This is a genomic window from Streptomyces sp. NBC_01446, assembly GCF_026340095.1.
Classification (GTDB): Bacteria; Actinomycetota; Actinomycetes; order Streptomycetales; family Streptomycetaceae; genus Streptomyces; species Streptomyces aureus.
The window spans coordinates 2,861,166-2,887,875 of sequence record NZ_JAPEPO010000001.1 but is presented as its reverse complement, the minus strand read 5'-3'; the positions used below and the strand labels follow the sequence as shown (position 1 = coordinate 2,887,875).

The window sequence follows — 26,710 nt, the reverse complement described above, 5'->3', positions numbered from 1 at the left end:
TACCCGGAACCGGGAACTGAGTAAAGCGTGAGTAAGTTGCATAGGTGATGGGTCCGCGATCACGGGGGCCTGACCGATCGATTTCGAACTTTTCGAGGTGCGCACCTTGGCTTTCCAGATGCCGGACCGCGGCGGAGGCCCGACGGGGCCACGGATGAGAGTGGGCCGACCGTCCCGGCGAGTCCGTTCCCTGCTCATGACGCTCGCCGTTCTTGCCGCGCTGGGCATGGCGTTCGTCATGTTCGCAGGGTTCTGGACCGACTGGCTCTGGTACCGATCGGTCAACTACTCGTCCGTCTTCACGACCACCCTGTGGACGAAGATCGGGCTGTTCTTCGTCTTCGGACTGCTGATGGCGATCGCCGTCGGACTGAACGTCTGGCTCGCGCACCGGCTGCGGCCCCCGCTGAGCGCCATGTCGATGGAGCAGCAGAGCCTCGACCGGTACCGCATGAGCATCGCGCCGTACAAGAAGTGGCTGCTGGTCGGCATCACGGCGCTGGTCGGCCTCATCGCGGGCGCCTCCGCCGCCACCCAGTGGCGTACGTGGCTGATGTGGGTGAACGGCGTGCCGTTCCACCAGAAGGACCCCCAGTTCCACCTCGACGTGGCCTTCTACGCGTTCGACCTGCCGTGGTTCCGGTTCCTGCTCGGCTTCGGCTTCGCGGCGACGATCCTCTCCCTGATCTCGGCCGCGCTGACCCACTACCTGTACGGCGGGCTGCGCATCACCAGCCCGGGCGCGCGCGCCACCGCCGCGGCCACCGGCCATCTCTCCGTGCTGCTCGGCGTGTTCGTGGCCCTCAAGGCGGTCGCGTACTGGCTCGACCGGTACGGGCTCGCGGTGAAGTCCAGCGACTTCAAGGCCACGGACAACTGGACGGGCCTGCGGTACGTCGACGCGAACGCGTATCTGCCCGCCAAGACCATCCTGTTCTGCATCGCCGCGATCTGCGCCGTGCTGTTCTTCGCGACGCTGTGGCGGCGCACCTGGCAGCTGCCCGTCATCGGCTTCGGCCTGATGGTGCTCTCCGCGATCCTGATCGGCGGCCTGTACCCGGCCATCGTCCAGAAGTTCCAGGTGCAGCCGAACGAGCAGTCCAAGGAAGCCCCGTACATCGAGAAGAACATCGAGGCGACCCGCAAGGCGTACGGGATCGCCGGGGTGTCCCCGGTGGACTACACCGGCAAGGGCACGGTCAAGGACTCCGAGAAGCAGCGCACGGACGCCGACTCGGCGGCCAGCTACCGGGTCAACGATCCGAACGTGGTCTCGCCGACGTTCCAGCAGCTGGAGCAGGAGCGGAAGTACTACCAGTTCCCGAAGACCCTCGACGTCGACCGCTACAAGGGCCAGGACACCGTCATCGGCCTGCGCGAGCTCAACCTCGCGGGCGTCGAGAAGCGGAACTGGATCAACGACCACTTCACCTACACGCACGGCTTCGGAGCGGTCGCGGCCAAGGGCACGCAGACCGACCCGGACTCCCCGGGAGCGCCCCTGTTCACCGAGTCGGGCCTGCCCGCCGGCGGCACCCTGGGCTCGTACCAGCAGCGGATCTACTACGGCGAGAAGACCCGCCAGTACTCGATCGTCGGCGGGCCCCAGAAGGAGCTCGACTACGAGCAGGACGACGGCACCCAGAAGACCACGAGCTACAGCGGCAAGGGCGGCGTCGGACTCTCCAACCCGATCACCCGCGCCGCGTACGCGGTGTCCTTCAGTGAGCCGCAGATCCTGTACTCGGGAGCCATCGGCGACGGTTCGAAGATCCTTTACAACCGCACGCCCAAGGAGCGCGTCGAGGCGGTCGCCCCCTGGCTGACCATCGACGGCGACGCGTACCCGGCGGTCGTCAAGGGCAAGATCCAGTGGGTCGTCGACGCGTACACGACGTCGAACGGATACCCGTACGCGTCCCGTACGACGCTCGGTGACACGACGGCCGACTCCCTCAACGAGGGCGACAACCAGCGCGCGGTGGTGGCCCAGCAGAACCAGGTCAATTACATCCGCAACTCGGTGAAGGCCACTGTCGACGCCTACGACGGCACGGTGAAGCTGTACACGTGGGACGACAAGGACCCGGTCCTCAAGACCTGGAAGAAGGCGTTCCCCGGCACGGTCGAGCCCAAGAGCGCGATCCCGCAGGCGCTCAAGGACCATCTGCGGTACCCGCAGGACATGTTCAAGGTGCAGCGCGAGCTGCTGTCCCTGTACCACGTCACGGACTCCGACCAGTTCTACAACGCGTCCGACGCGTGGCAGGTCCCGAACGACCCGACGAAGAAGGACAACAGCGCGGTCCCGCCGTACTACCTGTCCATGAAGATGCCGGGCCAGAGCGACCAGCAGTTCTCGCTGACGACGACGTTCACCCCGAGCGGGCGCCCCAACCTGCGCGCGTTCATGGCGGTCGACGCCGACGCCACCAGCAAGGACTACGGCACGATAAGACTGCTGCGGGTCACCGAGGACAAGGTCTACGGCCCGGAACAGGTGCAGAACAAGCTCAACTCCCTGTCGTCCGTGGCGAACTTCGTCCGTGACATGAAGGGCGCCGACTCGACGGTCCTGTACGGCAATCTGCTGACGGTGCCACTCGACAAGGGCTTCCTCTACGTCGAGCCGATCTACGCACAGGGGCGCAACGCGGAGTATCCGCTGCTGCGCAAGGTCGCGGTCTCCTACGGCGACAGAACCGGATTCGCCGACAACCTCGGGGACGCGCTGAACCAGGCGTTCGGCGTGGACGGCGCGCAGCCGGCCGAGCCGGAGAAGCCCGGTGGCACCACGAAGCCACCGGAGAACTCCACCGTCAAGGAAGCCCTCGCGGACGCCGAGAAGGCCTTCGAGGACGGCCAGGCCGCCATGAAGAAGGGCGACCTGCACGCCTACGCCGACGCGCAGGACAAGCTGGAGGAGGCCCTCCAGCGCGCCGAGAAGGCGCAGTCCGCGGCCGACAAGGCGGCCGGCGACGGCAAGAGCGGCGACAAGTCCAGCGACAAGAGCGCTGATCAGAGCGCCGACAAGGACAAGAGCACGGACACCGGCAAGGGCACTGGGGGCTCGAGCAGCTGAGCGAAGACCCACCTCGCGCCGTGGTACGGTTTGAACACAACGGCGCGGGGTGGAGCAGCTCGGTAGCTCGCTGGGCTCATAACCCAGAGGTCGCAGGTTCAAATCCTGTCCCCGCTACTGAAGACGAAGGCCCGGATCCTGATCTTTCAGGATCCGGGCCTTCGTCGTGTGCGCGGGAACCGCCTGTACGTGCGAAGCGTGCCTCTCTCGGGGGTAGTTGAGGTTTTTGTGTTTCACTTATCTCTCTGTGGGCATGTCGACAAAACGCTGTAGTGACCTCACTGGCTGCGGTATACCAGGTGTACCCAGGTTGCAGGTGGTGCGACGATGGACGTTATGGGGGACAAGGCAACTCTGTTGGAGACAGGGCGGTTTGTGCAGCCGGCCGACCGGGAGGAACCCGGGGCGGCCGCCGAGGAAGCACGTCATCGGCCGGCTGCCGAGTCCGGCGACGTCGAGGCGATGAGTGTCCTCGGAGCCATGCTGCTGCGCCGCGGTGACCTCGACGGAGCCGAACCCCAGCTGCGCGCTGCCACCGCCGCGGGCGACCGCGCCGCCGCCAACAACCTCGGTGTCCTGCTGCACCAGCGCGGATACGCGGACGAGGCCGCCGGCTGGTGGCGCATCGCCGCCGTCGCCGGATCCGCCCCCGCCGCGCACGCGCTCGGCCGCCACCACCGCGAGCGCGGCGACGAGCCCGCCGCCGAGTACTGGCTGCGGCAGTCCGCCGAACAGGGCCACGCCCTCGGCGCGTACGCGCTCGCCGACCTCCTCGAACACCGCAGCGATGTCGGCGCCGAGCGCTGGATGCGCGCCGCCGCCGAGCACGGTCACCGCGAGGCCGCCTACCGGCTCGCCCGCACCCTCGACCGGCGAGCCGCGCAGGAGCGTCCCGAGGGAGCGCTCCGTGGCGCGCCCGCGCCCGCCGACGGCAATGACGTCCCCGGCGACGCGACCGCGACCGGCGCCCGCAGGAAGCTGCCCACAGCCGCGGAGGCCGAGCAGTGGTACCGGCAGGCCGCCGCGCGCGGACACCGCCGGGCCGCCCTGCACCTCGGCGCGATCCTGGAGAAGCGCGGCGAGCTCAAGGAGGCCGGCCGCTGGTACCTGAACTCCGCGAAGGACGGCGAGCCCCGCGCCGCCTGCGCGCTCGGCTTCCTGCTGCGCGACGCCGGTGACGAGGAGAGCGCCGGGGTCTGGTGGCTGCGCGCCGCCCAGGAGGGTGACGGCAACGCGGCCAACGCGCTCGGCGCCCTGCACGCCCAGCGCGGCGAGACCCAGACCGCCGAGCGCTGGTACCGCGCCGCCATGGACGCGGGCGACATCAACGGCGCGTACAACCTCGGCCTGCTCTGCGCCGAGCAGGGCCGCACCGCGCAGGCCGACCAGTGGTACCGGCGTGCCGCGTACGCGGGCCACCGCGAGGCGGCGAACGCGCTGGCCGTGCTGCTTCTCCAGGGCGGCGACGCGGCGGGCGCCGAACCGTGGTTCTCCAAGGCCGCCGAGGCGGGCAGCGTGGACGCCGCCTTCAACCTCGGCATCCTCTACGCCGGACGGGACGACGAGGGCGCCGCCCTCCAGTGGTACGAGCGGGCCGCGGCGGGCGGGCACACCGAGGCCGCGCTCCAGGCCGGTATCGCCCGGCTGCGGGACGGCGACGAGCGGGACGCCGAGCGGCATCTGCGGTGCGCGGCCGGCGGGGGCAGCGCGGAGGGCGCGTACCGCCTGGCCACGGTCCTCGACGCGCGGCAGCCCCCGGTCGGGCCCCCCGCGCTGGGCGAGTGCGTCAGTGAGCGCGCCGAGTGCGAGGAGTGGTACGAGCGGGCCGCCGAGCAGGGGCACCGGCGCGCGCAGGTGCGCGTCGGGATGCTGGCCGCGGCGCGGGGTGACATCGTCTGCGCGGCGCGCTGGTACCGCGAGGCCGCGGAGGCGGGCTCGCGCAACGGCGCGTTCAACCTCGGGCTGCTGCTCGCCCGTGAGGGGAGCGAGCCGGAGGCCGCGCTGTGGTGGACGCGCGCGGCCGACGCCGGTCACGGGCGCGCGGCACTGCGGCTCGCGCTGCTGTGCGCGCGCCGCGGCGACCTCGTCGAGGGGCAGCGGTGGGCGCACCGCGCCGTGGAGCTCGGTCCGGCCGAGGTGTCCGAGCGGGCCGGGCGGCTGCGGGACGCACTGCGGTCGGAGCTGTCCGCGTAGCGGAGCAGCGGAGGCATATCGGGGTGCGGCGGGGCCGAGGCGGGCCCTGCCGCACCCCGTTTGTCCGCCCCTGTTCCGCCCCTTTTCGCCCGCGCAGGCCAGGCGCCGGAAGGGATTTGCGCTGGTCGGGGGCGTTCGCGTAGAGTCGTGTTTACCGACGCGGGGTGGAGCAGCTCGGTAGCTCGCTGGGCTCATAACCCAGAGGTCGCAGGTTCAAATCCTGTCCCCGCTACTGAAGGCCTGAGGCCCGGAACCAATGGTTCCGGGCCTCAGCTCTGTTTCGGGCCGGGTGAGCCCGGCGTCACGGCTTGTGGCCCACCGCCTCCCCGTACAGCGCCCGGTCCACGACCTTGTCCTCCGCAAGCGGGTCCCCCTTGGAGACGCCCGCCGCTCGGTACGCGGCCTGGAGCCGGTCCGTCGTGCCCGCCCTGATCTCCCAGTCCATCCGCAGCGGCGGCGTCGACTCCAGTACGGTCTTGTCGGTCTTCAGGAGCCCGGCGAGGTCGGCGACGAACGCCGGGTCCTTCTTGTAGTCGCCCGCGAAGTACGTGTTGACCGTGCGGATGTACGCGCGCAGCAACGCGACCCCGGCGTCCGGGTCCTCCTTGAGGAGCTTCGGGCCGAACAGGAGGCCGCCGAGGGGTTCGCCGAGCGGCTGGCCGCCCAGGAACGCGTATCGCTTGTCGCCGTCGACCTTGCGCCACACCGGGTCGAGCAGCCACGCCGAGTCGACCCCGCCGTTCTGGAGCGCGGTCAGGACGTCGGCCGAGCCGAGCTGCTGGAACTGGATCTTGTCGAGGCCGCCGCCGTGCTTCTTCAGCGCCTTGTCCATGGGGTACGAGATGACCGAGCCCTTGCCGATCATCGTGCCGAGCCTGCGTCCCGCCATCGGGACGTGGTCCGGGTTCTGTCCCTTCTTCAGGCGCACCCACATACCGCTCTTGGACTTCGGGTCCGGGGAGAAGTTCCCGGCGACCCACTTGATGTCGAAGCCGCCGCTGATGCCGTTCATCACCGCGGCCTCGGGCGCCGCCCACTGCGCGTCGATGTCCCCCTTGGCCAGCAGCGGGAGCGCGTCCGGGGTCGGCAGGACCTTCAGGGTGACGTCGAGACCCTCCTTCTTGAACTCGCCCTTCTGTGCGGCCAGTTCGAGCGGGGCCACGTACTCGGCGCTCAGGGTGCCGGTCGCGATGGTGAGCTTGCGGGTCTTCGTGAGCTTCACCGGGGCCGGGGCGCCCTTGTCGCAGCGGGCGGGTGCACGGTCGGCGGCCAGGTCCGACGGATCGGTCCAGCCGGTCTTCCCGCAGCCCGCCACCGCCTTGACCGTGCGGGGCTTCGCGGCCGTGTCCGAAGAGGAGTTGCCGTTGCCGCCGCAGCCGGCCGAGGCGAGCAGGGCGCCGGTCGCGAGCAGGGTCGTACAGACGAGTCTGGTGCGCATGGATTCTCCGTACGGGAAGGGGCGGTGGAGGTCAGGACTGGCCGCGGCCGCGGTCGCGCGGCGCCCACGGGGTGAGCAGCCGGCCCGCGATGCGCACCAGTTCGGAGAAGACGACGCCGAGCACGGCGACACAGACGATGCCGACGAACATCACGTCGTTCTGGAAGAGGGCGCGGGCGTCGAAGATCAGGTGGCCGAGACCGTTCGTGGCCGCGATCTGCTCGGAGGCGACGATCACGAGGACCGCGACGCCCGCGGCGATGCGGGCGCCGACCAGGACCGCGGGCAGCGACGCGGGAAGCAGGACGTGCCGGAACATCTGCCACGGCGAGGCGCCGAAGACCTGGCCCGCGTCCCGGTGACCGGAGGGGACGGCGAGCACCGCCGCCATCGTGGAGATCCAGACGAAGAAGAAGACGGTCGTGGCGACCAGCGCGATCTGCGGGCCCTCACCCAGGCCGAACATGTTCAGGAAAACCGGCAGCAGGGCCAGCTTCGGGACGACGTAGAGCGCGTCCAGCATCGGTTCGAGGGCGGCACGGACGACGGAGAGCGAGCCCATCAGGAGGCCGAGGGCGTATCCGGTGACGGTGCCGATCGCGTATCCGGCGAGTACGCGCTCGAGGGTGGCCCACACGTCCGGCCACAGGTCGCCGTCCGCGGCGCGGTGCCAGCCGTCGACCAGGATCGTGGACGGCGCCGGGTAGACGCGGTCGTCGATCCACGCCTGGGTGGCGGCGAGCTGCCACAGCAGGACCAGGGCGAGAGGGACGGCGACGGCGAGCGAGAGTTCGAGGGCGCGGCGCCTGCGGTGGGTGCGGGCGGGGTGCAGCTCCTGTGGGCCCGGCCGTCTGACCAGGAGCGTCGTGTCTTCCTTCGGAGCGGTCGTCGTCATGCCGGGACCACCTCGTCGCGCCGTACCTCGCCCCGCAGCAGATCCCACAACTCGCCCTTCAGGGCGTTGAATTCGGGCGTCGAGCGGATGTCGCCGGTGCGCGGCCGGGCGAACGGCGGGCGGCGCTCGGCGATGATGCGGCCCGGCCGGGCCGACATCACGAGGACGCGGTCGCCCAGCACGATGGCTTCTTCCAGGCTGTGGGTGATGAAGAGGGTGGTGGTGCGGGTGGTCTGGGTGAGGTCGAGGAGCTCGTCCTGGAGGATCGTGCGCAGCTGGGCGTCGAGGGCCGCGAACGGCTCGTCCATGAGGAGGATCTCGGGCTCCACGGCGAGCGCGCGGGCGATGGCGACGCGCTGGCGCATGCCGCCGGACAGCGCGGACGGATAGGCGTCCGCGAAGTCGGCGAGGCCCATACGGGTGAGCCAGTCGGTGGCGCGGGCGTCGGCCTCCCGGCGGGGGACCTTCTGGATGTCCAGGCCGAAGCGGACGTTGGCCAGGACCGTCTTCCAGTCGTAGATCCCGTAGTCCTGGAAGATCATCGCGGCCGGGCGGGCGCTGTCGGTGCGGATGGCCAGCTCACCGGCGGTCGGGCGCAGGAGGCCGGCGGCGATGCGCAGGAGGGTGGACTTCCCGCAGCCGGAGGGGCCGACCACGCAGGTGAACTCGCCGGGGGCGATGGTGAGGTCGAGGGGGCCGAGGGCCGCCACGGTGCGGTGGCCTCGGCCGAAGGACCGGGTGAGTGTGCGGGCCTGGAGTTTGGGGTGCGGATCTCCCACGGTTTCCCTCCCGGGGTGCGGTGGAGGTGGGCGCCGCCGACGATATGACGGGTCGTCAGATTGGGGAAGGGGGCGGGTTGTTGAGATACGGACCAAAGGGGTGTGCGAGATGGGCAAGCGAAGAGGGCCCGCACCGTTCGGTGCGGGCCCTCTTCGGAGGATTCGTGTGCGCTACGCCGTCGCGCAGTTCGGACAGACGCCCCGGTACGTCACCTCGACGTCCGAGACCGTGAAGCCGAAGCGCTCGGAGTCGGGGAGGTCGGTGAGGGGGTTGCCGCTCGGGTGGACGTCCCGGATCGCGCCGCACCGGGCGCAGACCAGGTGCTGGTGCGGGCGGTGCGCGTTCGGGTCGTAGCGCTTGGCGCGCTTGTCCGTGGCGACCTCGATGACCTCGCCGAGGGAGACCATCTCGCCGAGTGTGTTGTAGACGGTCGCCCGGGAGATCTCGGGGAGCCTGGCGACGGCGCGCGCGTGCACCTCGTCGGCCGTCAGGTGTACATGGTCCCCGTCGAGGACCTCGGCCACGACGCGCCGCTGCGCGGTCATGCGCCAGCCGCGTCCGCGCAGTCGTTCCAACAGGTCACTCATGAGGGCCAGCCTAACAGGCGGGGGACCAGGTCCCGAACGGGTGTGACTTTGGAAGCTCACTTGACTTAGACATTGTCCATTGTAGGATCGGGAACGGCTTTGGCCAAGGGACAGGACTTGCAGAACTTGACGCAGGAGGCGTACGTGACGTCGCAGGGACCGCTCACCACGGAGGCCGGCGCGCCGGTCGCCGACAACCAGAACAGCGAGACCGCGGGCGTCGGCGGGCCTGTCCTGGTCCAGGACCAGGCGCTGCTCGAGAAGCTCGCGCACTTCAACCGCGAGCGCATCCCGGAGCGCATCGTGCACGCCCGCGGCGCGGGTGCGTACGGCACGTTCACGCTGACCCGGGACGTCTCGCAGTGGACGCGGGCCACGTTCCTCTCCGAGGTCGGCAAGCAGACCGAGACGTTCCTGCGGTTCTCCACCGTCGCCGGCAGCCTCGGCTCCGCGGACGCCGTGCGTGACCCCCGCGGCTTCGCGCTGAAGTTCTACACCGAGGAGGGGAACTACGACCTCGTCGGCAACAACACCCCGGTGTTCTTCATCAAGGACGCCATCAAGTTCCCCGACTTCATCCACACGCAGAAGCGCGATCCGTACACGGGCTCGCAGGAGGCAGACAACGTGTGGGACTTCTGGGGCCTGAGCCCCGAGTCGACGCACCAGGTCACCTGGCTCTTCGGCGACCGCGGCATCCCGGCGACGCTGCGCCACATGAACGGGTACGGCTCGCACACGTACCAGTGGAACAACGAGGCCGGCGAGGTCTTCTGGGTCAAGTACCACTTCAAGACCGACCAGGGGATCAAGAACCTTGCCCCCGACGAGGCCGCGAAGCTCGCCGGTGAGGACCCGGACTCGCACCAGCGCGACCTGCGCGAGGCCATCGAGCGCGGCGAGTTCCCGTCCTGGACCGTGCAGGTGCAGATCATGCCGGCGGCCGACGCGGCGAACTACCGCTTCAACCCGTTCGACCTCACCAAGGTGTGGCCGCACGAGGACTACCCGCCGATCGAGATCGGCAAGCTGGAGCTCAACCGCAACCCGGAGAACATCTTCGCCGAGGTCGAGCAGTCCATCTTCAGCCCCGCGCACTTCGTGCCGGGCATCGGCCCCTCGCCCGACAAGATGCTCCAGGGCCGCCTCTTCGCGTACGGCGACGCGCACCGCTACCGCGTCGGCATCAACGCCGACCACCTGCCGGTGAACCGCCCGCACGCCACCGAGGCGCGCACCAACTCCCGTGACGGCTTCCTGTACGACGGCCGTCACAAGGGCGGGAAGAACTACGAGCCGAACTCCTTCGGCGGCCCGTTCCAGACGGACCGGCCGCTGTGGGTGTCGACGCCGGTCACCGGCGGCACCGGCAACCACGAGGCTCCCTCGCACGTCGAGGACGACGATTTCGTGCAGGCGGGCAACCTCTATCGCCTGATGTCCGAGGACGAGAAGGTCCGTCTGATCGAGAACCTCGCGGGCAACATCGCGGGCGTCTCCCGTGACGACATCGCCGAGCGCGCGATCGGCAACTTCCGCCAGGCGGACGGTGACTTCGGCAAGCGCCTCGAGGCCGCGGTCCAGGCCCTTCGCGGCTGACCGGGACGCTTGACGCAGGCAGAGAGGGCCTGCTCCCTTCGGGGGCCGGCCCTCTTGTGCGCCTGACGCGAGGTCCTAGCTCACCAGTGTCGTCGACCGGCGCCGGGCCGGCGCCCAGCAGCGAATGATGTCGCGGACCGACACGATGCCGACCGGCTCCTGGTCGTCGAGCACGATGAGATGCCGGAAGCCGCCGTGGGCCATGGCCTCGGCGGCTTCCTGGAGCGTCCACGCCGGGGCGGCGAAGACGACGTCGGTCGTGGTGTGGGTACCGGCGATCTCGTGGTCCGGATTCTGGCCGAGGCCGATCGAGTTGAGGATGTCGCGCTCGGTCAGAATGCCGATTCCGCAGGTGTCGGGGTCGAGGACGACCGCCGCGCCGACGCGGCGCTCGGACATCAGTCGGGCCGACCTGCGCAGCGTGTGGGCGGGGCCGATGGTGAGGACCATCGTGCTCATGGCGTCGCGGACGAGCATGGGCGTGAGCCACCTCCTTGGTGAATCCGCGACCTCCGGGATGCCGAAGGATTGCCTCCGGTCCCGACCTGGAGAACGGATTCACAAGTTCACAAGTGGGGGGGACTCTCAGAGTCGCAGCCCTTCGGGCCGTCAACAAGGGGGCGGGGAAGGTCCGTTGCGCCGCTACGGTGCTTCCGCGCGCCGTAGCGGCGGGACGCTCACGTCTGCAGATAGCTCAGCAGCTCGCCGTGGAGCAGGCCGTTCGACGCCGCCGCGTTGCCGCTGTGCGGGCCGTGGCGCCCGTCGAGGCCGGTGAACACGCCGCCCGCCTCCGTCACGATGATCGCGTTCGCCGCCATGTCCCACAGGGAGAGCTCCGGCTCCGCCGCCATGTCGACCGAGCCCTCGGCGACCATCATGTAGGGCCAGAAGTCGCCGTAACCGCGCGTGCGCCACACCGCGCGCGTGAGGTCGAGGAAGCCGTCGAGCCGGCCCTGCTCCTCCCAGCCGCTCAGCGAGGAGTAGGCGAAGGACGCGTCCGCGAGGCGCCCGACCTTCGAGACGTGCAGGCGCGAGGCCGACGTCAGGCTGCGGCCCGTGTAGGCGCCCGCGCCCTTCGCCGCCCACCAGCGGCGGCCGAGCGCCGGCGCGGAGACGACGCCGACCACCGGCTGGTAGCCGCCCTCGCCCGCCTCCATCAGCGAGATGAGCGTCGCCCAGACCGGCACGCCGCGTACATAGTTCTTGGTGCCGTCGATCGGGTCGACGACCCAGCGGCGCGGGCCCGTGCCCTCGATCCCGTACTCCTCGCCGAGGATCGCGTCCCGCGGCCGTGCCCGCTTGAGCTGACCGCGGATGATCTCTTCCGCGGCCTTGTCGGCCTCGCTCACCGGCGTCATGTCCGGCTTGGTCTCGACCTTCAGGTCGAGGGCCTTGAACCGGTCCATGGTCGCGGCGTCGGCGGCGTCCGCGAGGACGTGGGCGAGACGCAGATCATCGTGATAGTCGGGCATGGGTGAACAGTATCGATCGAGGTCGGTCCGGGGCCACAGGGCGCCGGGCCCGGTGGCTCGCGAGGGCTATTGACAGGGCACACGGGCGCGTCAACCCTGGCGGTTGAGCCGCTACGGCGTGGGGAGGCGACGATGCCCACAGCGCGGGAGTCCTTGCTCGACGCGGCCGGTGCGGCGCTGGCCGGGCGCCCCTGGTCCCTGGTGCGGATGATCGACGTGGCGGCCGTCGCCGGGGTGTCCCGGCAGACCCTCTACAACGAGTTCGGTACGAAGGACGGGCTCGCGCGCGCCCTGGTCCGGCGCGAGGCCGACGCCTATCTGGCGGGCGTCGACCGGGCCCTGGGGGAGGCCGGGATCGAGGCCGTCGCTGAGTGGACCGTCACCGCGGCCGGCTCCAGCGCACTCGTACGGGCCGTGCTCACCGACTGCTGGGGCGAGCGCCTGCCCGCCCCGGTGCCCGGCGGGGTGCCCTCGTCGTCCACCGTGCCCGCACAGCGGCGGGCCGACGGGCCGCTCCCTGGCCCCGGCGACCTGGTGAAGCTGGTCCGCGAGCGGGCCGCGGCCGCGCTCCGTTCGGCGGGGCGACCGAGGGCGGAGGCGGACCGGCTGGCCCGCGACTGCGAACTGGCCGTCCGGCTCGCCCTGTCCTGTCTGCTCGCCCCCGTCGGTGAGGGCGGCGTCACACGGCTCGTGCGGGACGCGCTGACACATCACCGGCAGCGAGCAGGATGAACGGCCCGTCGGAGGCGGCGTGTTGAGGCCGCGCGGCCTCGCGAGCGCCGCTCACTGCCAGTTCAGTGCGCCGATCCCGACAGCTGAAGCCCGATCACACCGACGATCACGAACGAGATCGAGACGAGCTTGAGGGTGGAGACCAGGTCGTCGAGGAAGACCATGCCGTAGATCGCGGTGCCCGCGGCGCCGATGCCCGTCCACACCGCGTACGCCGGACCCACGTCGAGCTTGCGCAGAGCGAGCGTGAGGAGGCCGAAGCTGCCGAGGGCGAAGCACGAGAAAGCGATCGTCGGCCAGAGCCGGGTGAAGCCGTGCGAGAGCTTCAGGCAGACCGCGAAGCCGGTCTCGAGAATCCCCGCCACGATGACCAGCAGCCACGCCATGTGCTTGCCTCCAGCATCTTCGACTTCCGTGACCGCTTCGTACGGTTTCGATCTTGCGTCCGGCTTGGTGCGATTATGCACTTACCGTCGCGGGGCGGTCGCAAACAACGCTGAGGTCAGTCGCCCTCGCGTCGCTCCCTCGTGGCGAGCAGCCGCCGCAGTGAGTACAGACGCGCGGGATCGGCGTGTCCCTGAGTGACCCACTCGTCGAGCGCGCAGTCCGGCTCGTCGTGGCTGCACGCGCGCGGACAGTTCTCCGTGCCCGGCTCCAGGTCGGGGAAGGCGTGGATGACGCGGGACGGGTCGACGTAGTGCAGACCGAAGGAGCGCACGCCCGGGGTGTCGATCACCCAGCCGTTGTCGTCGGGCAGCGGCAGCGCGAGCGCGGACGTCGTGGTGTGCCGGCCGCGGCCCGTGACCGCGTTGACATGGCCCGTCGTACGCCGGCTGCCCTTCGGCACCAGCGCGTTCACCAGCGTCGTCTTGCCGACGCCGGAGTGGCCGACGAACACGGTGATCTTGCCGTCGAGCTGCTCTCGCACCCGCGACACCGCGGCCCCGCTCTCCAGCTCGTCCCGGCTGGTGACGACATAGGGGACGCCCAACGCCCCGTACATCTCCAGGAGTTTGTCCGGCGGGTCGAGGTCCGACTTGGTCAGCACGAGGAGCGGGTCGAGGCCGCTGTCGTACGCGGCGACGAGGCAGCGGTCGATCATGCGCGGGCGCGGCTCGGGGTCCGCGAGGGCGGTGACGATGGCGAGCTGGTCGGCGTTGGCGACGACCACGCGCTCGTACGGGTCGTCGTCGTCGGCCGTGCGGCGCAGGACGGAGGTGCGCTCCCCGATGCGGACGATGCGCGCGAGGGTGTCCTTCTTGCCGGACAGATCCCCGACGACGGAGACCTGGTCGCCGACCACGGCCGCCTTGCGGCCCAGCTCGCGGGCCTTCATCGCGGTGACCGGGATGTCGTCGATGAGGACGGTGAGCCGGCCGCGGTCCACGGTCAGGACCATGCCGTCGGCGGCGTCCTCGTGCTTCGGGCGGATGTTCGTGCGCGGGCGGTTGCCCTTGCGGTTGGGGCGGACGCGGATGTCGTCCTCGTCGGGGTTCTTGCCGTAGCGGCGCATGATCTCGATCCGCCCGTCAGTTCCCCAGCATCCCGGCCCACAGGTCGGGGAAGTCGGGCAGGGTCTTGGCGGTCGTCCCCACGTTCTCGATCTCCACGCCCGGCACGGCGAGGCCGATGATCGCGCCCGCGGTGGCCATGCGGTGGTCGTCGTACGTGTGGAAGATCCCGCCGTGCAGGCGGCGCGGCCGGATGTGCAGGCCGTCGGCGGTCTCGGTGACGTCGCCGCCGAGCTCGTTGATCTCCTTGGTGAGCGCGGCCAGGCGGTCCGTCTCGTGCAGACGCAGGTGCGCCACGCCCCGCAGCGTGGAGGGGGAGTCGGCGAGCGCCGCGACGGCCGCGATGCCGGGCGTCAGCTCCCCGACCTCGCTCAGGTCCACGTCGATGCCGTGGACGGAGCCGGAACCGGTGAACTCAAGGCCCTGCTCGGTCAGTTCGCAGGAGCCGCCCATCAGGGTGAAGATCTCGCGCAGCCGGTCGCCGGGCTGCGTCGTGCGCTCCGGCCAGTCGGGGACGATGACCTTGCCGCCGGTGACGAGGGCCGCGGCCAGGAACGGCTGGGCGTTCGACAGGTCGGGCTCCACCGTCAGATCGCGGCCGAGCAGGGCGCCCGACGTGACCCGCCAGACGTTCGGCTCGCCGCCGGACTCCGGGGTGTCGACCTGGGCGCCGACCGTGCGCAGCATGTCGACGGTCATCCGGATGTGCGGCATCGAGGGCAGCGGGCCGCCGACGTGGCGCACCTCCACCCCCTGGTTGAAGCGCGGCGCGGACAGCAGGAGGGCGCTGACGAACTGCGACGAGGAGGACGCGTCGATCTCGACCCGGCCGCCGTCGAGGGCGCCGCTGCCGTGCACGGTCATCGGGAGCGAGCCGCGGCTGTCGTCGTCGATGCGGGCGCCGAGCACGCGCAGCGCGTCGATCACGCCGTTCAGCGGCCGCTCGTACGAACGGGGGTCGCCGTCGAAGCGCACCGGGCCGTCGGCGAGCGCCGCGACCGGGGGCAGGAAGCGCATCACCGTACCGGCGTTGCCCACGTCGACCGTGGCCGGGCCGCGCAGCCCCGAGGGGATCACGCGCCAGGCCTCGCCGGAACCGTCCGGGCCCACGCCCTCCTCGATGCCGACGCCCAGGGCGCGCAGGGCGGCCGCCATCAGGAGCGTGTCGCGCGACCGCAGCGGGCGGCGCAGCCAGCCCGGCTCGGCGGCGAGCGCGGCCAGGACGAGCGCGCGGTTGGTGACCGATTTCGACCCCGGCACATGGACCGTCGCGAAGACGGGGCCGCTCGCGTGCGGGGCGGGCCAGAGAGAGGTGTGCGCGGGGATTTCGGTCATGCCTTTACTTTAGTGGGCTCAGGCGATCGGGCCGGATCACGAGCCCCCACCCGGGGTCACAGTCGGAGCAGCCAGCGGCCCCCGCCGAGCAGTGAGCACAGTGAGACGGCGTGGAAGAAGAACAGCCACATCCCGGCCGGCACGTGCGTGAGCCGCGACAGCTGGTCCGCGTCCGAGTCACCGGCCCCGCCCCGCCTGCGCTTGCTCTGCAGCTCGAACGCGGGCCGTACGCCGCCCAGGAGCAGGAACCACACGACGACGTACGCGAAGGCGGCCTGCACCTGCGGTCCCGCCAGCCAGGACACCAGCACGAAGGTGCCGCCGGTCAGGATCACGGTCAGCGCGCCGTACGCGTTCCTGATCATCACGAGCAGCGCCACGAGCAGGGCCGTGGCCAGCCACAGGAGGGCCGTGATGTGTCCCGCGGCGAGCAGCGCGGCGCCGCCGAGGCCGAGGAGCGGGGGAGCGGTGTATCCGGCGGCCGCTGTCAGGATCATGCCGAGGCCCGACGGCTTGCCGCGGCTGACGGTGAGGCCGCTGGTGTCGGAGTGCAGCCTGATGCCGTCGAGACGGCGCCCGCTGACGAGGGCCACGATGCCGTGACCGCCCTCGTGGGCGATGGTGATCGCGTTGCGGGAGAGCCGCCATATGTTGTGCGGGACGACCGCGGCGAGCGCGAGTGCCGCTGTGGCGAACACCACCCACTGGTCGGGGTCGGACTGGCTGCCGAAGACCCGGTCCCACAGGTCGGCGGCGCCGGTACTCGCGGTGACGTACATGGTTGGGGAGGCTCCCTCTGGCGGGCCAGTATCTGGCACTGTGGCACGTATGTGCGGACGGTATGCATCGAGTCGTAGGCCCGAGGATCTCGCAGGAATCTTTGAGATCGAGAAGTGGGAGCCCGAGGAGACCCTCGCGCCCGACTTCAACGTGGCCCCGACCAAGGAGGTCTACGCGGTACTCGACCGCCCTGTGAAGGACGCCGCCGACCCGAATCCGGTTCGCCAGCTGCGCACTCTCAAGTGGGGCCTCGTGCCGTCGTGGTCGAAGACCCCCGAGGGCGGCGCCCGGATGATCAACGCCCGCGCCGAGACGGTGTCCGAGAAGCCCTCGTACCGCCGCGCCTTCTCGAGCCGCCGCTGCATCCTGCCCGCCGACGGCTACTACGAGTGGGTCACCGGGGTCGGCGAGCGTGACCTGGAGGTCGAGGGCAAGAAGAAGCGGCCGCGCAAACAGCCCTACTTCGTCACGCCCGCCGACGGCTCCGTCTTCGCGATGGCGGGTCTGTACGAGTTCTGGCGCGACCGCACCCTGCCCGACGAGCACCCCCTCGCCTGGTGGGTGACCTGCACCGTCATCACCACCGAGGCGGAGACCGCGCAGCTCGCCGTCGCGCCCGACGAGGGGCCCCGCTCGCTCTTCGACATCCACCCCCGGATGCCGCTCATGCTCACGCCGGACCGGTGGGATGCCTGGCTCGACCCGGCCCGCACCGACGTCGACGACCTGAAGTCCCTGCTCGCGCCGCCGCCGGAGGGCCTGATGCGGGCGTACCCCGTGTCGACGTCGGTCAGCAACGTGCGCAACAACGGCCCGGAGCTGCTCAAGGAGCTGGAGGGGCCCGAGGAGGGCACACTCTTCTGACGTGACCAAGAACACGACCACGAACGCCGCCCAGCCCACCGTCAGGACCGAGACCGTCGGGACCGGCGCCGGCGAGGCGCGCGTCACCTGGCATCCGGCCCCCGCGAAGAAGGCCCGGCTCGTCCTGGCCCTCAGCCATGGCGCCGGAGGCGGCATCGAGGCGCGTGACCTGAAGGCCGTCGCCGCCGAGCTGCCCGCCCACGGTGTGACCGTCGCCCTCGTCGAGCAGCCGTGGCGGGTGGCCGGCAAGAAGGTGGCACCCGCACCGAAGACCCTGGACGTCGGCTGGCGCGGGGTGTGGCCCGCGCTGGAGAAGCCGGCGCTGCCGGTCGTCTCGGGCGGGCGCAGCGCGGGCGCGCGCGTGGCGTGCCGCACGGCGCAGGAACTCGGCGCGGCCGCGGTCCTCGCCCTGAGCTTCCCGCTCCACCCGCCGGGCCGCCCGGAGAAGTCCCGCGCCGACGAGCTCCTCGGCGCCGGGGTCCCCACCCTCGTCGTCCAGGGCGGCAACGACCCCTTCGGGAAGCCCGCCGAATTCCCCGGCTCCACCGCGTACGAACTCGTCGAAATCCCTTACGGGGACCACGGATTCGCGGTGCCGAAACGGGCGGACATCGGCCAGGACGAGGCCCTCGCGCTCATCGTGGACGCCGTCGTGAAGTGGGCCGGATCACTCGCGTAACCCCCGGGAATGTTGCGGCCCGGACGTCTGTTGTCCGGAACAGACGGTACGAGAGTGCTGTCGAAGACTTGCGAGAAGTCACGAGTGCTGACGAGAGGAAGTCCGCCGCATGGGTTCGACCATCTGCCCGAGCCGCAGCAGGGCCGCTGACCTGGAGTGGAGCGTGCTGCACGCGGCGAAGACCGACCCCATTCGGACCGCGGGCGGACACGATCGCCAGGCCGCTCCGACCGAGGGTCGTCTATTCTCCGATTCGAGTGGGGTCTCCTTCGGCCCCGCCACGTCGTTGGAGGAGGTGGGTCCGGTCACTGGCACCGACGCAGGGACCGAACACGGGCAGGCGGAAGAGCCCGAGGAGACCGCCGCGGAGCGCAGTCTGCGCTTCGAGCGTGACGCGCTCACGTTCCTCGACCAGATGTACTCGGCCGCGCTGCGCATGACGCGCAATCCGGCCGACGCCGAGGACCTGGTGCAGGAGACCTACGCGAAGGCGTACGCGTCGTTCCACCAGTTCCGCGAGGGCACGAACCTCAAGGCGTGGCTGTACCGCATCCTCACGAACACCTTCATCAACTCGTACCGCAAGAAGCAGCGCGAGCCCCAGCGCAGTGCCGCCGAGGAGATCGAGGACTGGCAGCTGGCGCGTGCCGAGTCGCACATGTCGACCGGCCTGCGGTCCGCCGAGTCGCAGGCGCTCGACCACCTGCCCGACTCGGACGTGAAGTCGGCGCTCCAGGCGATCCCCGAGGAGTTCCGGATCGCGGTCTATCTCGCCGACGTAGAGGGCTTTGCGTACAAGGAGATCGCGGACATCATGGGGACACCCATCGGGACGGTGATGTCCCGGCTCCACCGGGGCCGTCGCCAGCTGCGCGGCATGCTCGAGGACTACGCCCGCGACCGCGGACTGGTCCCGGCCGGCGCCGGAGAGTCGAACGAAGCGAAAGGCTCGGGCTCATGAGCTGCGGAGAGCCGCACGAGACGGATTGCAGTGAAGTCCTCGACCATCTCTACGAGTTCCTCGATCACGAGATGCCGGACAGCGACTGCACGAAGTTCGAGACGCACTTCGAGGAGTGCAGTCCGTGCCTGGAGAAGTACGGCCTCGAGCAGGCCGTGAAGAAGCTGGTCAAGCGGTGCTGCGGCCAGGACGACGTACCGAGCGACCTGCGGTCGAAGGTCATGGGCCGCATCGACCTGATCCGGTCGGGGCAGGCCGTGCCCGACCAGGACGTGACGGCGTCGGCTCCCAAGCTGCGGGAAGCCTGAGACCGCGGCCGCGAGGCCGAGCGGTGATGAGCGGGACGTGACGGCGCTACGTCACGTCCCGCCGCCGTTACCCGCCCCCGTCACCCGAATGTGCTAATCCGTCGTCGGGTGGCCCGGGGAATCCTCGCGATGCCGCCCGCGCGCCCCACCCACCGCTCTATTCTCCGGAACCTGAAGCGGGATCACGGGGAGGGGGGTCGGTATGCGCACGGTTCCGCCCGTGGCCCTCTGCTACGTCCTGTGCGCGGCCGGCGGCGCCCTCGCGTGCCTGGCACCCGCCGCGGGTCCGGCCACACCGTGGCCCGCCGTCGGACTCCTCGCCGTCCTCTACACGGGATGCGAACACGCGGGCCAGTGCCGCGTGATCGGGCGGCGCGTACCCCAGGGCATGGGCACCTTCTTCCCCGTCCTGCTCGCCGGAGCGTTCCTCCTGCCGCCCGCGGCGGCCGCACTCGTCGCCGTGCCCGGAGCGCTCTTCGCGAGGACGGACCGGCGCCCGGCCGGCCTGCGCCGCGTCTGGCGCGCCGCCCAGCTCGCCCTCGCCACCTGGGCCGCCGCCCGCGTCCACGGAGCGCTCGGTGGCACCGCGGCCGTGTCCGCGCCCCACTCCCCGTACGCGCTCGTGCCCGCCGGAGCGGCCGTCCTGGTCTTCTGCGCCACCCTCGCCCTGCTCGACGGCGGCATCCTCGCCACCGCCGAACGCGTCCCGCTGCGCGCCGCCTGGCGCGGCCTCTTCCCGCGCGCCCTCGGGCCCGTCGCCGTGCACGGCCTCGCGGGCCTCATGATGGCCGTCCTGTGGCGCAGCCCGTACGGCCCGTTCGCCGCGCTCCTCGTGCTGCTGCCGATGTACATCTCCTGCTGGGTGTTCGCCCAGTACCACCGCGAGCGCGCCGCCCACCAGGAGACGATCCGGGCCCTCGTGCAGGCCGTCGACATCAAGGACGGATACACGCGCGGCCACAGCGAGCGGGTCGGCCAGGCGTCCATGATGATCGCCCGCGAACTCGGCATGGCGGAAGAGCGCGCCGAGGTCCTGCGGTTCGCCGGGATCCTGCACGACGTCGGCAAGCTCGGCGTACCGACCCGCTTGTTGCGCAAGGACGGCCCGCTGACCCCCGAGGAGCGGCGCATCATCGAACTGCACCCCGAGTACGGGCACGAGATGGTGCGCGGGATCGGGTTCCTGGGGGAGGCGCGGGCCGCGATCCTGCATCACCACGAGCGGATGGACGGCAGCGGGTACCCCTACGGGCTCACGGGGGCGCAGATCCCGGAGTTCGCGCGGGTCGTGGCGGTGGCGGACGCGTTCGACGCGATGACGTCCACGCGGTCCTACTCGCGGGCCAGGCCCGTCGACGTCGCGCTCGCCGAGCTGTCCCGGTGCGCGGGTGCGCAGTTCGACCCGCAGATGGTCGGGGCGCTGGTGCGGGCGCTCGGGCGGCACGGGTGGCATCCCGCCGTGACCGCGGACGAGGCCGCCGCACAGGTGCCCTGGCCCCGCGCCGCGCGGCGGGCGGCCTCGCGGTGACATGGACCCGGTCCCCGGGTCCGGGAAGCGGCCGGGCGCGCACCACCGTCGCGGCCGTCCAGGGCCTCGCCGTCGTGCTCACCGCCGTCTCCCTCGGTTCCACCGTGTGGAAGGGCGTCGAGGAGCCCGGGACGGCGCTCGCCTTCGGCGTGCTCATCGCCGTCGGTGAACTCGCCCGCTGGGGGGCACCCGGAGGGGACCGGGAGCCCGCGCCTCTGGGGTCCGCCGGCGCGCTCGCGTACGCACTCCTCGGGGAGACGGCGGGACAGGCGACGCATCACGGAGCGCTCCAGGTCGTCGCCGTCTGCGTCGCGGCCGCGCTCGTCGGCTCCGTACCGCATCTCGCGCTCGGGCACGGCCCGTCCGCCGACCACATGGCGCGGCGAGTCCTGACCGTCGCCTTCGCCGCCGTCTGCTTCCAACCCCTTTACAACCAGGGCAGGTTGGGCGCCTGGCTCGGTGACGGCGCGGCCTACGCGCTGCTGCTCGTCGGACTGCTCGTCCTGACCGCGCTGTGCGACGCCGTCCTCGCCGCGGCCATGGCCCACGCCCGTACCGGCTGGCCGTTCGGCCCGCTGCTCAGGGACGAGCTGCGGGCCATGATCGGCATCGGCTCCGCGGTGTGCGCCACCGGCGCCGTCATCGCCCTCGCCGTGGCCGTAGCCGGACTGTGGGCGCTGCCCGTCTTCTGCCTGCCCCTCCTCCTGACCCAGCTAGCGTTCCGCCGGTACGCCGCCGTGCGGACCACGTACCGGCAGACGATCACCTCGCTGGCCCGCGCCACCGAGATCGCCGGGTACACACCCCAGGGCCACGCCCTGCGCGTGGCGGCGCTCAGCCGCGCCGTGGGACGTGAGCTGGGACTCTCCGAGCCCGACCTCACCGTCCTGGAGTACGCGGCCCTCATGCACGACATCGGGCAGCTGTCCCTCGTCGACCCGGTGGCCGACGGCGCCACCGCCGCCCTGCCCGCCCAGGAGCAGCGCCGCATCGCGCTGCTCGGCGGGGCCGTCGTGCGCCAGACGGGCGTGGACGCGGAGGTCGCCGTCGTCGTCGAGCGCCAGGCCGATCCCTACCGTGAGCAGCCCCTCACCGCGCGCATCGTCCGCACCGCCAACGCATACGACGAGATGGCCCGGGGAGAAGGCCCCCAGGGGCCCCTCACCGCCCTGGAGCGGCTGCGTCTGGCCACCGGGCGCGACTACCAGCCCGATGTGGTGGAATCCCTGGCCAGGGTCGTGTCGAGGGGCGGGGTGACCCTGCCCCCGGCTGGGTAACCCATGGGTAATGAGCGGCTGTCCGGCCGCACGTGGTTGGATGCGAAGAAGAGGATGTCCGGGGGCTCAGGCCCCGGCCGTGCTCCTTGGGGGAAGGCCCCCCGAGGGCACTGTCCCCCGGACCGACAGGCGGGAATGCAGGCGGGAATCGTGAGGATCTTCGGCAAGGGACGGCACCGGCCCTCCGCCTCATGGCGGCAGGCCACCGATCGGGCGTTCACGCTCATCGGCGACGGCCGCTACGAGGACGCCGGGGCCCTGCTCACCCGGGCCGCCGACCTCGAGCCGTGGCTGTCGGAGTCCTGGTTCAACCTCGCGCTGCTGCACAAGTTCCGGCACGACTGGGAGCAGGCACGGGCCGCGGGCCTGCGCGCGGTGGCCCTCCTGGACCGCGAGAGCGGCGCCCCCGACTGGTGGAACGTGGGCATCGCGGCCACCGCCCTGCAGGACTGGCCGCTCGCGCGGCGGGCCTGGCAGGCGTACGGACTGAAGGTGCCGGGCGGCGCGACCGCCGCCGGTGAGCCGACCGGCATGGACCTGGGCAGTGCCGCGGTGCGGCTTTCGCCGGAGGGCGAGGCCGAGGTGGTGTGGGGGCGCAGGCTGGACCCCGCCCGCATGGAGGTCCTGTCCATTCCGCTGCCGTCCTCCGGGCGCCGCTGGGGCGAGGTCGTGCTGCACGACGGAGTGCCCCACGGGGAGCGGACGACGGCCGCCGGGCACTCGTACCCCGTCTTCGACGAGATCGAGCTGTGGGCCCCCTCGCCCGTCCCGACCTGGGTCGTCCTCCTGGAGGCGGCGACCGAGGCCGACCGGGACGCCCTGGAGCAGCTCGCCTCCGACGCCGGTTTCGCCGCCGAGGACTGGTCGTCCTCCGTGCGGCTGCTGTGCCGGATGTGCTCCGAGTCGCGGATGCCGTCCGACGAGGGCGACGGCCGGCACCTGGACCCCCACGACCACAGCGAGCCCGGACATCCCGGGCCGCTCGGCCACCGCACGGACGGCCAGCTGTGGGTGCCCGAGCGCGAGTGCGGTGTCGCTGCGCCCGCGTCGCTCGTGCGGGGGCTGCTCGACGGCTGGGTCGCGGACAGCCCGGACTCCAGGGACTGGCGGGACCTTGAAGAGGTCTGCTGACCGGTCCCCGTAGGCTGTACCCCGGAAAATTTGTCGCAGCAGGTACCGGAAGGCGTACGTCGGACATGGCGCAGCAGGACACCGAGCACGAGCACGCCGGAGTGCTCCCCGTGGACGACGAGGGCTTCGTCCTCGACACCGAGGACAACGCCGCCCGCGAGGAGGCCGCCGTCGCGCGCGGCACGTCGCGGCCCATCACCGTCGTGGGGAACCCCGTCCTGCACAAGGAGTGCAAGGACGTCACCGAGTTCGGCGACGAGCTCGCGCAGCTGGTCGACGACATGTTCGCCAGCCAGCGCACCGCCGAGGGCGTGGGCCTCGCCGCCAACCAGATCGGCGTCGACCTGAAGGTCTTCGTCTACGACTGCCCCGACGACGACGGTGCGCGCCACACCGGCGTGGTCTGCAACCCGGTGCTCCAGGAGCTGCCCGCGGACCAGCGCCGCCTCGACGACTCGAACGAGGGCTGCCTGTCGGTGCCGACGGCGTACGCGCCGCTCGCGCGTCCCGACTACGCGGTGGTGACCGGGCAGGACGAGAAGGGCAACCCGATCAAGGTCCGCGGCACCGGCTACTTCGCGCGCTGCCTCCAGCACGAGACGGACCACCTGTACGGGTACCTGTACATCGACCGCCTCTCCAAGCGCGAGCGCAAGGACGCCCTGAAGCAGATGGCCGAGGGCACTCCGCGCTACGAGGTCGTCCCCAACGACTGAGCGGGGAGGGCCCGTTGGGGCCCGAGCGCACCAGAGTGACACGCGAGCGGCGTCCGGCCGGATTTCCAACCGACCGGGCGCCGCTCGCCTGTTCGGGGCCCGGACCGCCCCGGCGGTCAGGTGTGCGAACCGGACCCGCCGTAGATGATCCAGAATCAGTCACCTAAGGGGACTTTTCCGGCGCGTGGGGGTAGTGAGGGAGGCAAATCCGTTCCCAGAACGGTCAGTTGTAGTGCTGAATAGAAAGTGCGGGGATACGCAACGGCGCGCGCCCGGCACAGCACAGGGGCGCACGCCACCAGGCGGCTGAGAGGGGTTTGTTCGTGCCTGCTTTCTCACACAGCACTTCACGGACTCGGGTGCAGTCACAGACACAGACGCAGACAGCGGTCCCACCGGCGCTGGCACTACCGGTGATCGAGGAGGCGTTTCCTCGCAACCTGCATCCGTATTGGCCGAAGCTTCAGGAGAAGACGCGGTCCTGGCTGCTCCAAAAGCGGCTCATGCCGGCCGACAAGGTGGAGAAATATGCCGATGGACTTTGCTACACCGACCTCATGGCGGGCTACTACATAGGAGCCCCCGACGACCTCCTCTCCGCGATTTGCGACTACAGCGCGTGGTTCTTCGTCTGGGACGACCGCCACGACCGCGACGTGATCCACGGCCGGGCCGGTGCCTGGCGACGCCTCGCCGTCCAGCTCCACGCGGCACTCGAGGCGCCCCAGCTCCATCTGCACCACAAGGACCCGCTGGTGGCCGCATTCGCCGACAGCATCGTCCGGCTGAACGGCTCCCTCACCCGTTCATGGAACGCCCGGTTCGCCCGCCACTTCCACGTGGTGATCGACGCATATGACCAGGAATTCCGGAACCGGACCTCGGGAACGGTACCCACGGTCGAGGAGTACATCGAACTCCGAAGGAACACCTTCGCGCACTGGATATGGCTCGATCTCCTCGAGCCGACCGCACAGTACGAGCTCCCGAAATGGGTGCTCGAAAGCCCTGCATACCGGCGGGCCGCGCTCGCGTGCCAGGATTTTGCCGCCTGGTACAACGACCTCTGCTCATTGCCCAAGGAACTCGCGGGCGATGAACTCCACAACCTCGGGATAAGCCTCATCCAGCATGAGGGGCTTTCCCTCGAAGAGGCCGTGGAAGAAGTCCGCCGAAAGGTCCACGGATGCATTACCGAATTCCTGGACGCCGAGCCCGAAGTTCTACGGATGGCGGACGAGGCGGCCGACGGGACTTTAGCGGGCGAGAGCCTCGCGGTGGCACTCAGGTCATGCCTTTCCAATATGCGGAACTGGTTCAGTTCCGTGTACTGGTTCCACCACGAGTCGGGCCGCTATCAGGTGGACAGCTGGGACGACCGCGCCACTCCTCCGTACATCAGCGACCAGGCAGGTGACGAATGACCGTCGAATCGGCAGAATCCTCGGTTCCGGCCGCCGTGGAGCCCGGTGAGCGGCGCACACCGCCGTACGCCGGCGGCGGCGCGCCCCTCCTCGGGCATGCCTGGAACCTCGTGCGCGACCCCCTCGCCTTCGTCGCGGGACTGCGCGGCCACGGCGACCTGGTCCGCATCAGGCTCGGCCCGAAGACGGCGTACGCGGTCTGCGACCCCGACCTCGTGGCCGCGCTCCTCAAGAGCCCCGACTACATGGTCGGCGGCCCCCTCTGGGAAACGCTCGGAGTGCTCCTCGGCAAGGGCGTGGCGACCAGCAACGGACCCGTGCACCGGCGCCAGCGGCGCACCATCCAGCCCGCGTTCAGGACGGACCGCATCGCCGACCACGCGACCGTGATGGAGGAGGAGGCGCGCGCCATGGCGGCGCGCTGGAAGCCCGGTGACACGGTCGACATCGGCGCCGAGGTGTTCCGCACCGCGGTCCGCATCGTCGCCCGCTCCGTCCTGCACGTCGACTCGGTCGACGAACGCGCCGACCGGCTCAGCTCCTCGCTGCACACGGTCTTCAGCGGCCTGTACCGGCGCATGGTCCTGTCCGTCGGACCCTTCTACCGGCTGCCACTTCCGGCCAATCGCCGTTTCGAGCGGGCCCTGGCCGATTTGCATCGGCTGGTGGACGAGATCATTGCCGAGCGGCGCGCATCCGGCGTCAACCCGGGTGACCTGCTCGCGGCATTGCTCGGTGCCGAGGACGAGAATGGCGAAACGGTCGGCGAGCAGGAGGTGCACGACCAAGTCGTCTCCCTCGTCGTGGCCGGCGCGGAGAATGTCGCGTCGACCCTCACGTGGACGTTCCAGCTCCTCGCGGAACACCCCGAGCAGGAAAGCCGGTTGCACGATGAGGTTGAATCTGTGACGGGTGGCCGCCCCGTTGCATTTGCCGACCTCAAAGGCCTCGTGCATACCCGCAACGTCATCACGGAGGCGATGCGCATACGGCCCGCCGTATGGATATTGACGCGGCAGGCCGCCGTCGATACCGAGCTCGGCGGCTATCACATTCCGGCCGGTGCGGACATCGTCTACAGCCCGTATGCGATGCAGCGCGATCCGCGGTCCTTCCGTGACCATCTGGAGTTCGACCCCGACCGCTGGCTTCCGGAACGCGCCGCGGAAAGCCGGCAGAGCGCGATGATGCCGTTCAGTGTCGGCAACCGGAAGTGTCCCGGCGATCACTTCAGCATGGCCGAACTGGCCATCATCCTCGCCACGGTGACGCCCCGCTGGCGGCTGGTTCCGGTCGCGGAGACGGACAGCACGGCCCGCATCGGGATCACGCTCCAGCCCAAGCGGGCGCTGCTGCGGGTCGAGTCTCGCTGACCCGGAGACCCGGAGACCCGGTTTTCCGGGGGCTGCTACCGGCCC

The 26,710-nt window shown here is 70.8% G+C and carries 24 protein-coding genes and 2 tRNA genes; 16 read left to right on the top strand and 10 right to left on the bottom strand.

The annotated features are described in order from the left end of the window. Positions 1 to 118 precede the first annotated feature (118 nt). The 4 genes from OG456_RS12785 (at position 119) to OG456_RS12770 (ending at position 5,507) form a co-directional block, all read left to right on the top strand. Positions 119 to 3,082 (top strand): UPF0182 family protein, encoded by a 2,964-nt coding sequence (locus tag OG456_RS12785; protein WP_266569189.1) that lies wholly within the window; start codon positions 119 to 121, stop codon positions 3,080 to 3,082. Between the two features lie 43 nt (positions 3,083 to 3,125). Continuing rightward, positions 3,126 to 3,199, top strand: a tRNA-Met gene (locus tag OG456_RS12780). A 210-nt stretch (positions 3,200 to 3,409) separates the two neighbouring features. Beyond that, positions 3,410 to 5,275 carry a sel1 repeat family protein gene (locus tag OG456_RS12775; protein ID WP_266560327.1) on the top strand — a complete coding sequence of 622 codons (1,866 nt, stop codon included), beginning with the start codon at positions 3,410 to 3,412 and terminating at the stop codon, positions 5,273 to 5,275. A 158-nt stretch (positions 5,276 to 5,433) separates the two neighbouring features. Beyond that, positions 5,434 to 5,507: transfer RNA gene (locus tag OG456_RS12770), tRNA-Met, on the top strand. A gap of 69 nt (positions 5,508 to 5,576) precedes the next feature. Here OG456_RS12770 and OG456_RS12765 read toward each other — a convergent pair. From OG456_RS12765 to OG456_RS12750, 4 genes are all read right to left on the bottom strand, one after another. Further along, the gene (locus OG456_RS12765; RefSeq protein ID WP_266560325.1) at positions 5,577 to 6,713 is read right to left on the bottom strand and encodes an ABC transporter substrate-binding protein; all 1,137 of its coding nucleotides are present in this window, start codon (positions 6,711 to 6,713) and stop codon (positions 5,577 to 5,579) included. A gap of 31 nt (positions 6,714 to 6,744) precedes the next feature. Next, positions 6,745 to 7,608: an ABC transporter permease gene (locus OG456_RS12760; RefSeq protein ID WP_266560323.1), complete on the bottom strand. Its 864-nt coding sequence runs from the start codon at positions 7,606 to 7,608 to the stop codon at positions 6,745 to 6,747. Further along, on the bottom strand, positions 7,605 to 8,387 hold the full coding sequence (locus tag OG456_RS12755) for an ABC transporter ATP-binding protein (protein WP_266560321.1): 783 nt from the start codon (positions 8,385 to 8,387) through the stop codon (positions 7,605 to 7,607). Before OG456_RS12755 ends, OG456_RS12760 begins: the two co-directional genes overlap by 4 nt. Before the next feature lie 171 nt (positions 8,388 to 8,558). Beyond that, positions 8,559 to 8,975, bottom strand: coding sequence for a Fur family transcriptional regulator (locus OG456_RS12750; RefSeq protein ID WP_266560319.1), 417 nt, complete (start codon positions 8,973 to 8,975; stop codon positions 8,559 to 8,561). A 126-nt stretch (positions 8,976 to 9,101) separates the two neighbouring features. On the opposite strand from OG456_RS12750, the gene OG456_RS12745 reads away from it, so the two are divergent. Then, the gene (locus OG456_RS12745; protein ID WP_266569188.1) at positions 9,102 to 10,574 is read left to right on the top strand and encodes a catalase; all 1,473 of its coding nucleotides are present in this window, start codon (positions 9,102 to 9,104) and stop codon (positions 10,572 to 10,574) included. A gap of 75 nt (positions 10,575 to 10,649) precedes the next feature. On the opposite strand, the gene OG456_RS12740 is transcribed toward OG456_RS12745, so the two are convergent. Both OG456_RS12740 and hisN read right to left on the bottom strand, forming a co-directional pair. Further along, on the bottom strand, positions 10,650 to 11,051 hold the full coding sequence (locus OG456_RS12740) for a cyclic nucleotide-binding/CBS domain-containing protein (protein ID WP_266560317.1): 402 nt from the start codon (positions 11,049 to 11,051) through the stop codon (positions 10,650 to 10,652). A gap of 200 nt (positions 11,052 to 11,251) precedes the next feature. Continuing rightward, entirely contained in the window at positions 11,252 to 12,046 is a 795-nt protein-coding gene (hisN, locus tag OG456_RS12735) for a histidinol-phosphatase (protein WP_266560315.1), read from the bottom strand. 132 nt (positions 12,047 to 12,178) lie between these two features. Here hisN and OG456_RS12730 point away from each other — a divergent pair, with 132 nt between their 5' ends. Beyond that, entirely contained in the window at positions 12,179 to 12,778 is a 600-nt protein-coding gene (locus OG456_RS12730) for a TetR/AcrR family transcriptional regulator (protein ID WP_266560313.1), read from the top strand. Positions 12,779 to 12,840: 62 nt separating this feature from the next. On the opposite strand, the gene OG456_RS12725 is transcribed toward OG456_RS12730, so the two are convergent. From OG456_RS12725 to OG456_RS12710, 4 genes are all read right to left on the bottom strand, one after another. Next, positions 12,841 to 13,164, bottom strand: a complete 324-nt coding sequence (locus OG456_RS12725; RefSeq protein ID WP_100595965.1) for a multidrug efflux SMR transporter — start codon at positions 13,162 to 13,164, stop codon at positions 12,841 to 12,843. A gap of 116 nt (positions 13,165 to 13,280) precedes the next feature. Then, positions 13,281 to 14,291 carry a ribosome small subunit-dependent GTPase A gene (rsgA, locus tag OG456_RS12720; RefSeq protein ID WP_266560311.1) on the bottom strand — a complete coding sequence of 337 codons (1,011 nt, stop codon included), beginning with the start codon at positions 14,289 to 14,291 and terminating at the stop codon, positions 13,281 to 13,283. Between the two features lie 16 nt (positions 14,292 to 14,307). Then, on the bottom strand, positions 14,308 to 15,624 hold the full coding sequence (aroA, locus tag OG456_RS12715) for a 3-phosphoshikimate 1-carboxyvinyltransferase (RefSeq protein WP_266560309.1): 1,317 nt from the start codon (positions 15,622 to 15,624) through the stop codon (positions 14,308 to 14,310). 56 nt (positions 15,625 to 15,680) lie between these two features. Further along, positions 15,681 to 16,403 carry a M50 family metallopeptidase gene (locus OG456_RS12710; protein ID WP_266560307.1) on the bottom strand — a complete coding sequence of 241 codons (723 nt, stop codon included), beginning with the start codon at positions 16,401 to 16,403 and terminating at the stop codon, positions 15,681 to 15,683. A 49-nt stretch (positions 16,404 to 16,452) separates the two neighbouring features. Between OG456_RS12710 and OG456_RS12705 the strand changes: the two genes are divergently transcribed. The 10 genes from OG456_RS12705 to OG456_RS12660 all read left to right on the top strand — a co-directional run bounded on the left by OG456_RS12705 (position 16,453) and on the right by OG456_RS12660 (position 26,665). Then, positions 16,453 to 17,268 (top strand): SOS response-associated peptidase, encoded by an 816-nt coding sequence (locus OG456_RS12705; protein ID WP_266560305.1) that lies wholly within the window; start codon positions 16,453 to 16,455, stop codon positions 17,266 to 17,268. 1 nt (position 17,269) lies between these two features. After that, positions 17,270 to 17,947, top strand: a complete 678-nt coding sequence (locus tag OG456_RS12700; protein ID WP_266560303.1) for an alpha/beta family hydrolase — start codon at positions 17,270 to 17,272, stop codon at positions 17,945 to 17,947. Between the two features lie 295 nt (positions 17,948 to 18,242). Next, positions 18,243 to 18,908: an RNA polymerase sigma factor SigR gene (gene sigR / locus OG456_RS12695; protein WP_199841903.1), complete on the top strand. Its 666-nt coding sequence runs from the start codon at positions 18,243 to 18,245 to the stop codon at positions 18,906 to 18,908. Then, positions 18,905 to 19,216: a mycothiol system anti-sigma-R factor gene (rsrA, locus tag OG456_RS12690; protein ID WP_116510175.1), complete on the top strand. Its 312-nt coding sequence runs from the start codon at positions 18,905 to 18,907 to the stop codon at positions 19,214 to 19,216. Before sigR ends, rsrA begins: the two co-directional genes overlap by 4 nt. Positions 19,217 to 19,418: 202 nt before the next feature. Beyond that, positions 19,419 to 20,744, top strand: coding sequence for an HD-GYP domain-containing protein (locus OG456_RS12685; RefSeq protein ID WP_266560300.1), 1,326 nt, complete (start codon positions 19,419 to 19,421; stop codon positions 20,742 to 20,744). 74 nt (positions 20,745 to 20,818) lie between these two features. Further along, complete coding sequence (locus tag OG456_RS12680; RefSeq protein WP_266569169.1) at positions 20,819 to 22,021, top strand: HD-GYP domain-containing protein; 1,203 nt, start codon at positions 20,819 to 20,821, stop codon at positions 22,019 to 22,021. 150 nt (positions 22,022 to 22,171) lie between these two features. Continuing rightward, positions 22,172 to 23,152, top strand: a complete 981-nt coding sequence (locus OG456_RS12675; protein ID WP_266560298.1) for a hypothetical protein — start codon at positions 22,172 to 22,174, stop codon at positions 23,150 to 23,152. Positions 23,153 to 23,217: 65 nt separating this feature from the next. Next, complete coding sequence (gene def, locus OG456_RS12670) at positions 23,218 to 23,868, top strand: peptide deformylase (protein WP_116510169.1); 651 nt, start codon at positions 23,218 to 23,220, stop codon at positions 23,866 to 23,868. A gap of 317 nt (positions 23,869 to 24,185) precedes the next feature. Next, positions 24,186 to 25,292, top strand: a complete 1,107-nt coding sequence (gene cyc1 / locus OG456_RS12665; RefSeq protein WP_323136319.1) for an epi-isozizaene synthase — start codon at positions 24,186 to 24,188, stop codon at positions 25,290 to 25,292. Continuing rightward, positions 25,289 to 26,665, top strand: coding sequence for a cytochrome P450 (locus tag OG456_RS12660; protein ID WP_266560292.1), 1,377 nt, complete (start codon positions 25,289 to 25,291; stop codon positions 26,663 to 26,665). The genes cyc1 and OG456_RS12660 overlap by 4 nt, the downstream gene beginning before the upstream one ends. Positions 26,666 to 26,710: the final 45 nt, after the last annotated feature.

Excerpts from the sequence above, each read along its gene's own strand:
- OG456_RS12705 (WP_266560305.1), top strand. The coding sequence starts at position 16,453 with ATGTGCGGACGGTATGCATCGAGTCGTAGGCCCGAGGATCTCGCAGGA.
- OG456_RS12760 (WP_266560323.1), bottom strand. The coding sequence starts at position 7,608 with ATGACGACGACCGCTCCGAAGGAAGACACGACGCTCCTGGTCAGACGG.
- OG456_RS12775 (WP_266560327.1), top strand. The coding sequence starts at position 3,410 with ATGGACGTTATGGGGGACAAGGCAACTCTGTTGGAGACAGGGCGGTTT.
- OG456_RS12730 (WP_266560313.1), top strand. The coding sequence starts at position 12,179 with ATGCCCACAGCGCGGGAGTCCTTGCTCGACGCGGCCGGTGCGGCGCTG.
- aroA (WP_266560309.1), bottom strand. The coding sequence starts at position 15,624 with ATGACCGAAATCCCCGCGCACACCTCTCTCTGGCCCGCCCCGCACGCG.
- OG456_RS12785 (WP_266569189.1), top strand. The coding sequence starts at position 119 with ATGCCGGACCGCGGCGGAGGCCCGACGGGGCCACGGATGAGAGTGGGC.
- OG456_RS12765 (WP_266560325.1), bottom strand. The coding sequence starts at position 6,713 with ATGCGCACCAGACTCGTCTGTACGACCCTGCTCGCGACCGGCGCCCTG.
- OG456_RS12660 (WP_266560292.1), top strand. The coding sequence starts at position 25,289 with ATGACCGTCGAATCGGCAGAATCCTCGGTTCCGGCCGCCGTGGAGCCC.
- rsrA (WP_116510175.1), top strand. The coding sequence starts at position 18,905 with ATGAGCTGCGGAGAGCCGCACGAGACGGATTGCAGTGAAGTCCTCGAC.
- OG456_RS12725 (WP_100595965.1), bottom strand. The coding sequence starts at position 13,164 with ATGGCGTGGCTGCTGGTCATCGTGGCGGGGATTCTCGAGACCGGCTTC.
- def (WP_116510169.1), top strand. The coding sequence starts at position 23,218 with ATGGCGCAGCAGGACACCGAGCACGAGCACGCCGGAGTGCTCCCCGTG.
- OG456_RS12685 (WP_266560300.1), top strand. The coding sequence starts at position 19,419 with ATGCGCACGGTTCCGCCCGTGGCCCTCTGCTACGTCCTGTGCGCGGCC.
- OG456_RS12740 (WP_266560317.1), bottom strand. The coding sequence starts at position 11,051 with ATGCTCGTCCGCGACGCCATGAGCACGATGGTCCTCACCATCGGCCCC.
- OG456_RS12710 (WP_266560307.1), bottom strand. The coding sequence starts at position 16,403 with ATGTACGTCACCGCGAGTACCGGCGCCGCCGACCTGTGGGACCGGGTC.
- hisN (WP_266560315.1), bottom strand. The coding sequence starts at position 12,046 with ATGCCCGACTATCACGATGATCTGCGTCTCGCCCACGTCCTCGCGGAC.
- rsgA (WP_266560311.1), bottom strand. The coding sequence starts at position 14,291 with ATGCGCCGCTACGGCAAGAACCCCGACGAGGACGACATCCGCGTCCGC.
- OG456_RS12750 (WP_266560319.1), bottom strand. The coding sequence starts at position 8,975 with ATGAGTGACCTGTTGGAACGACTGCGCGGACGCGGCTGGCGCATGACC.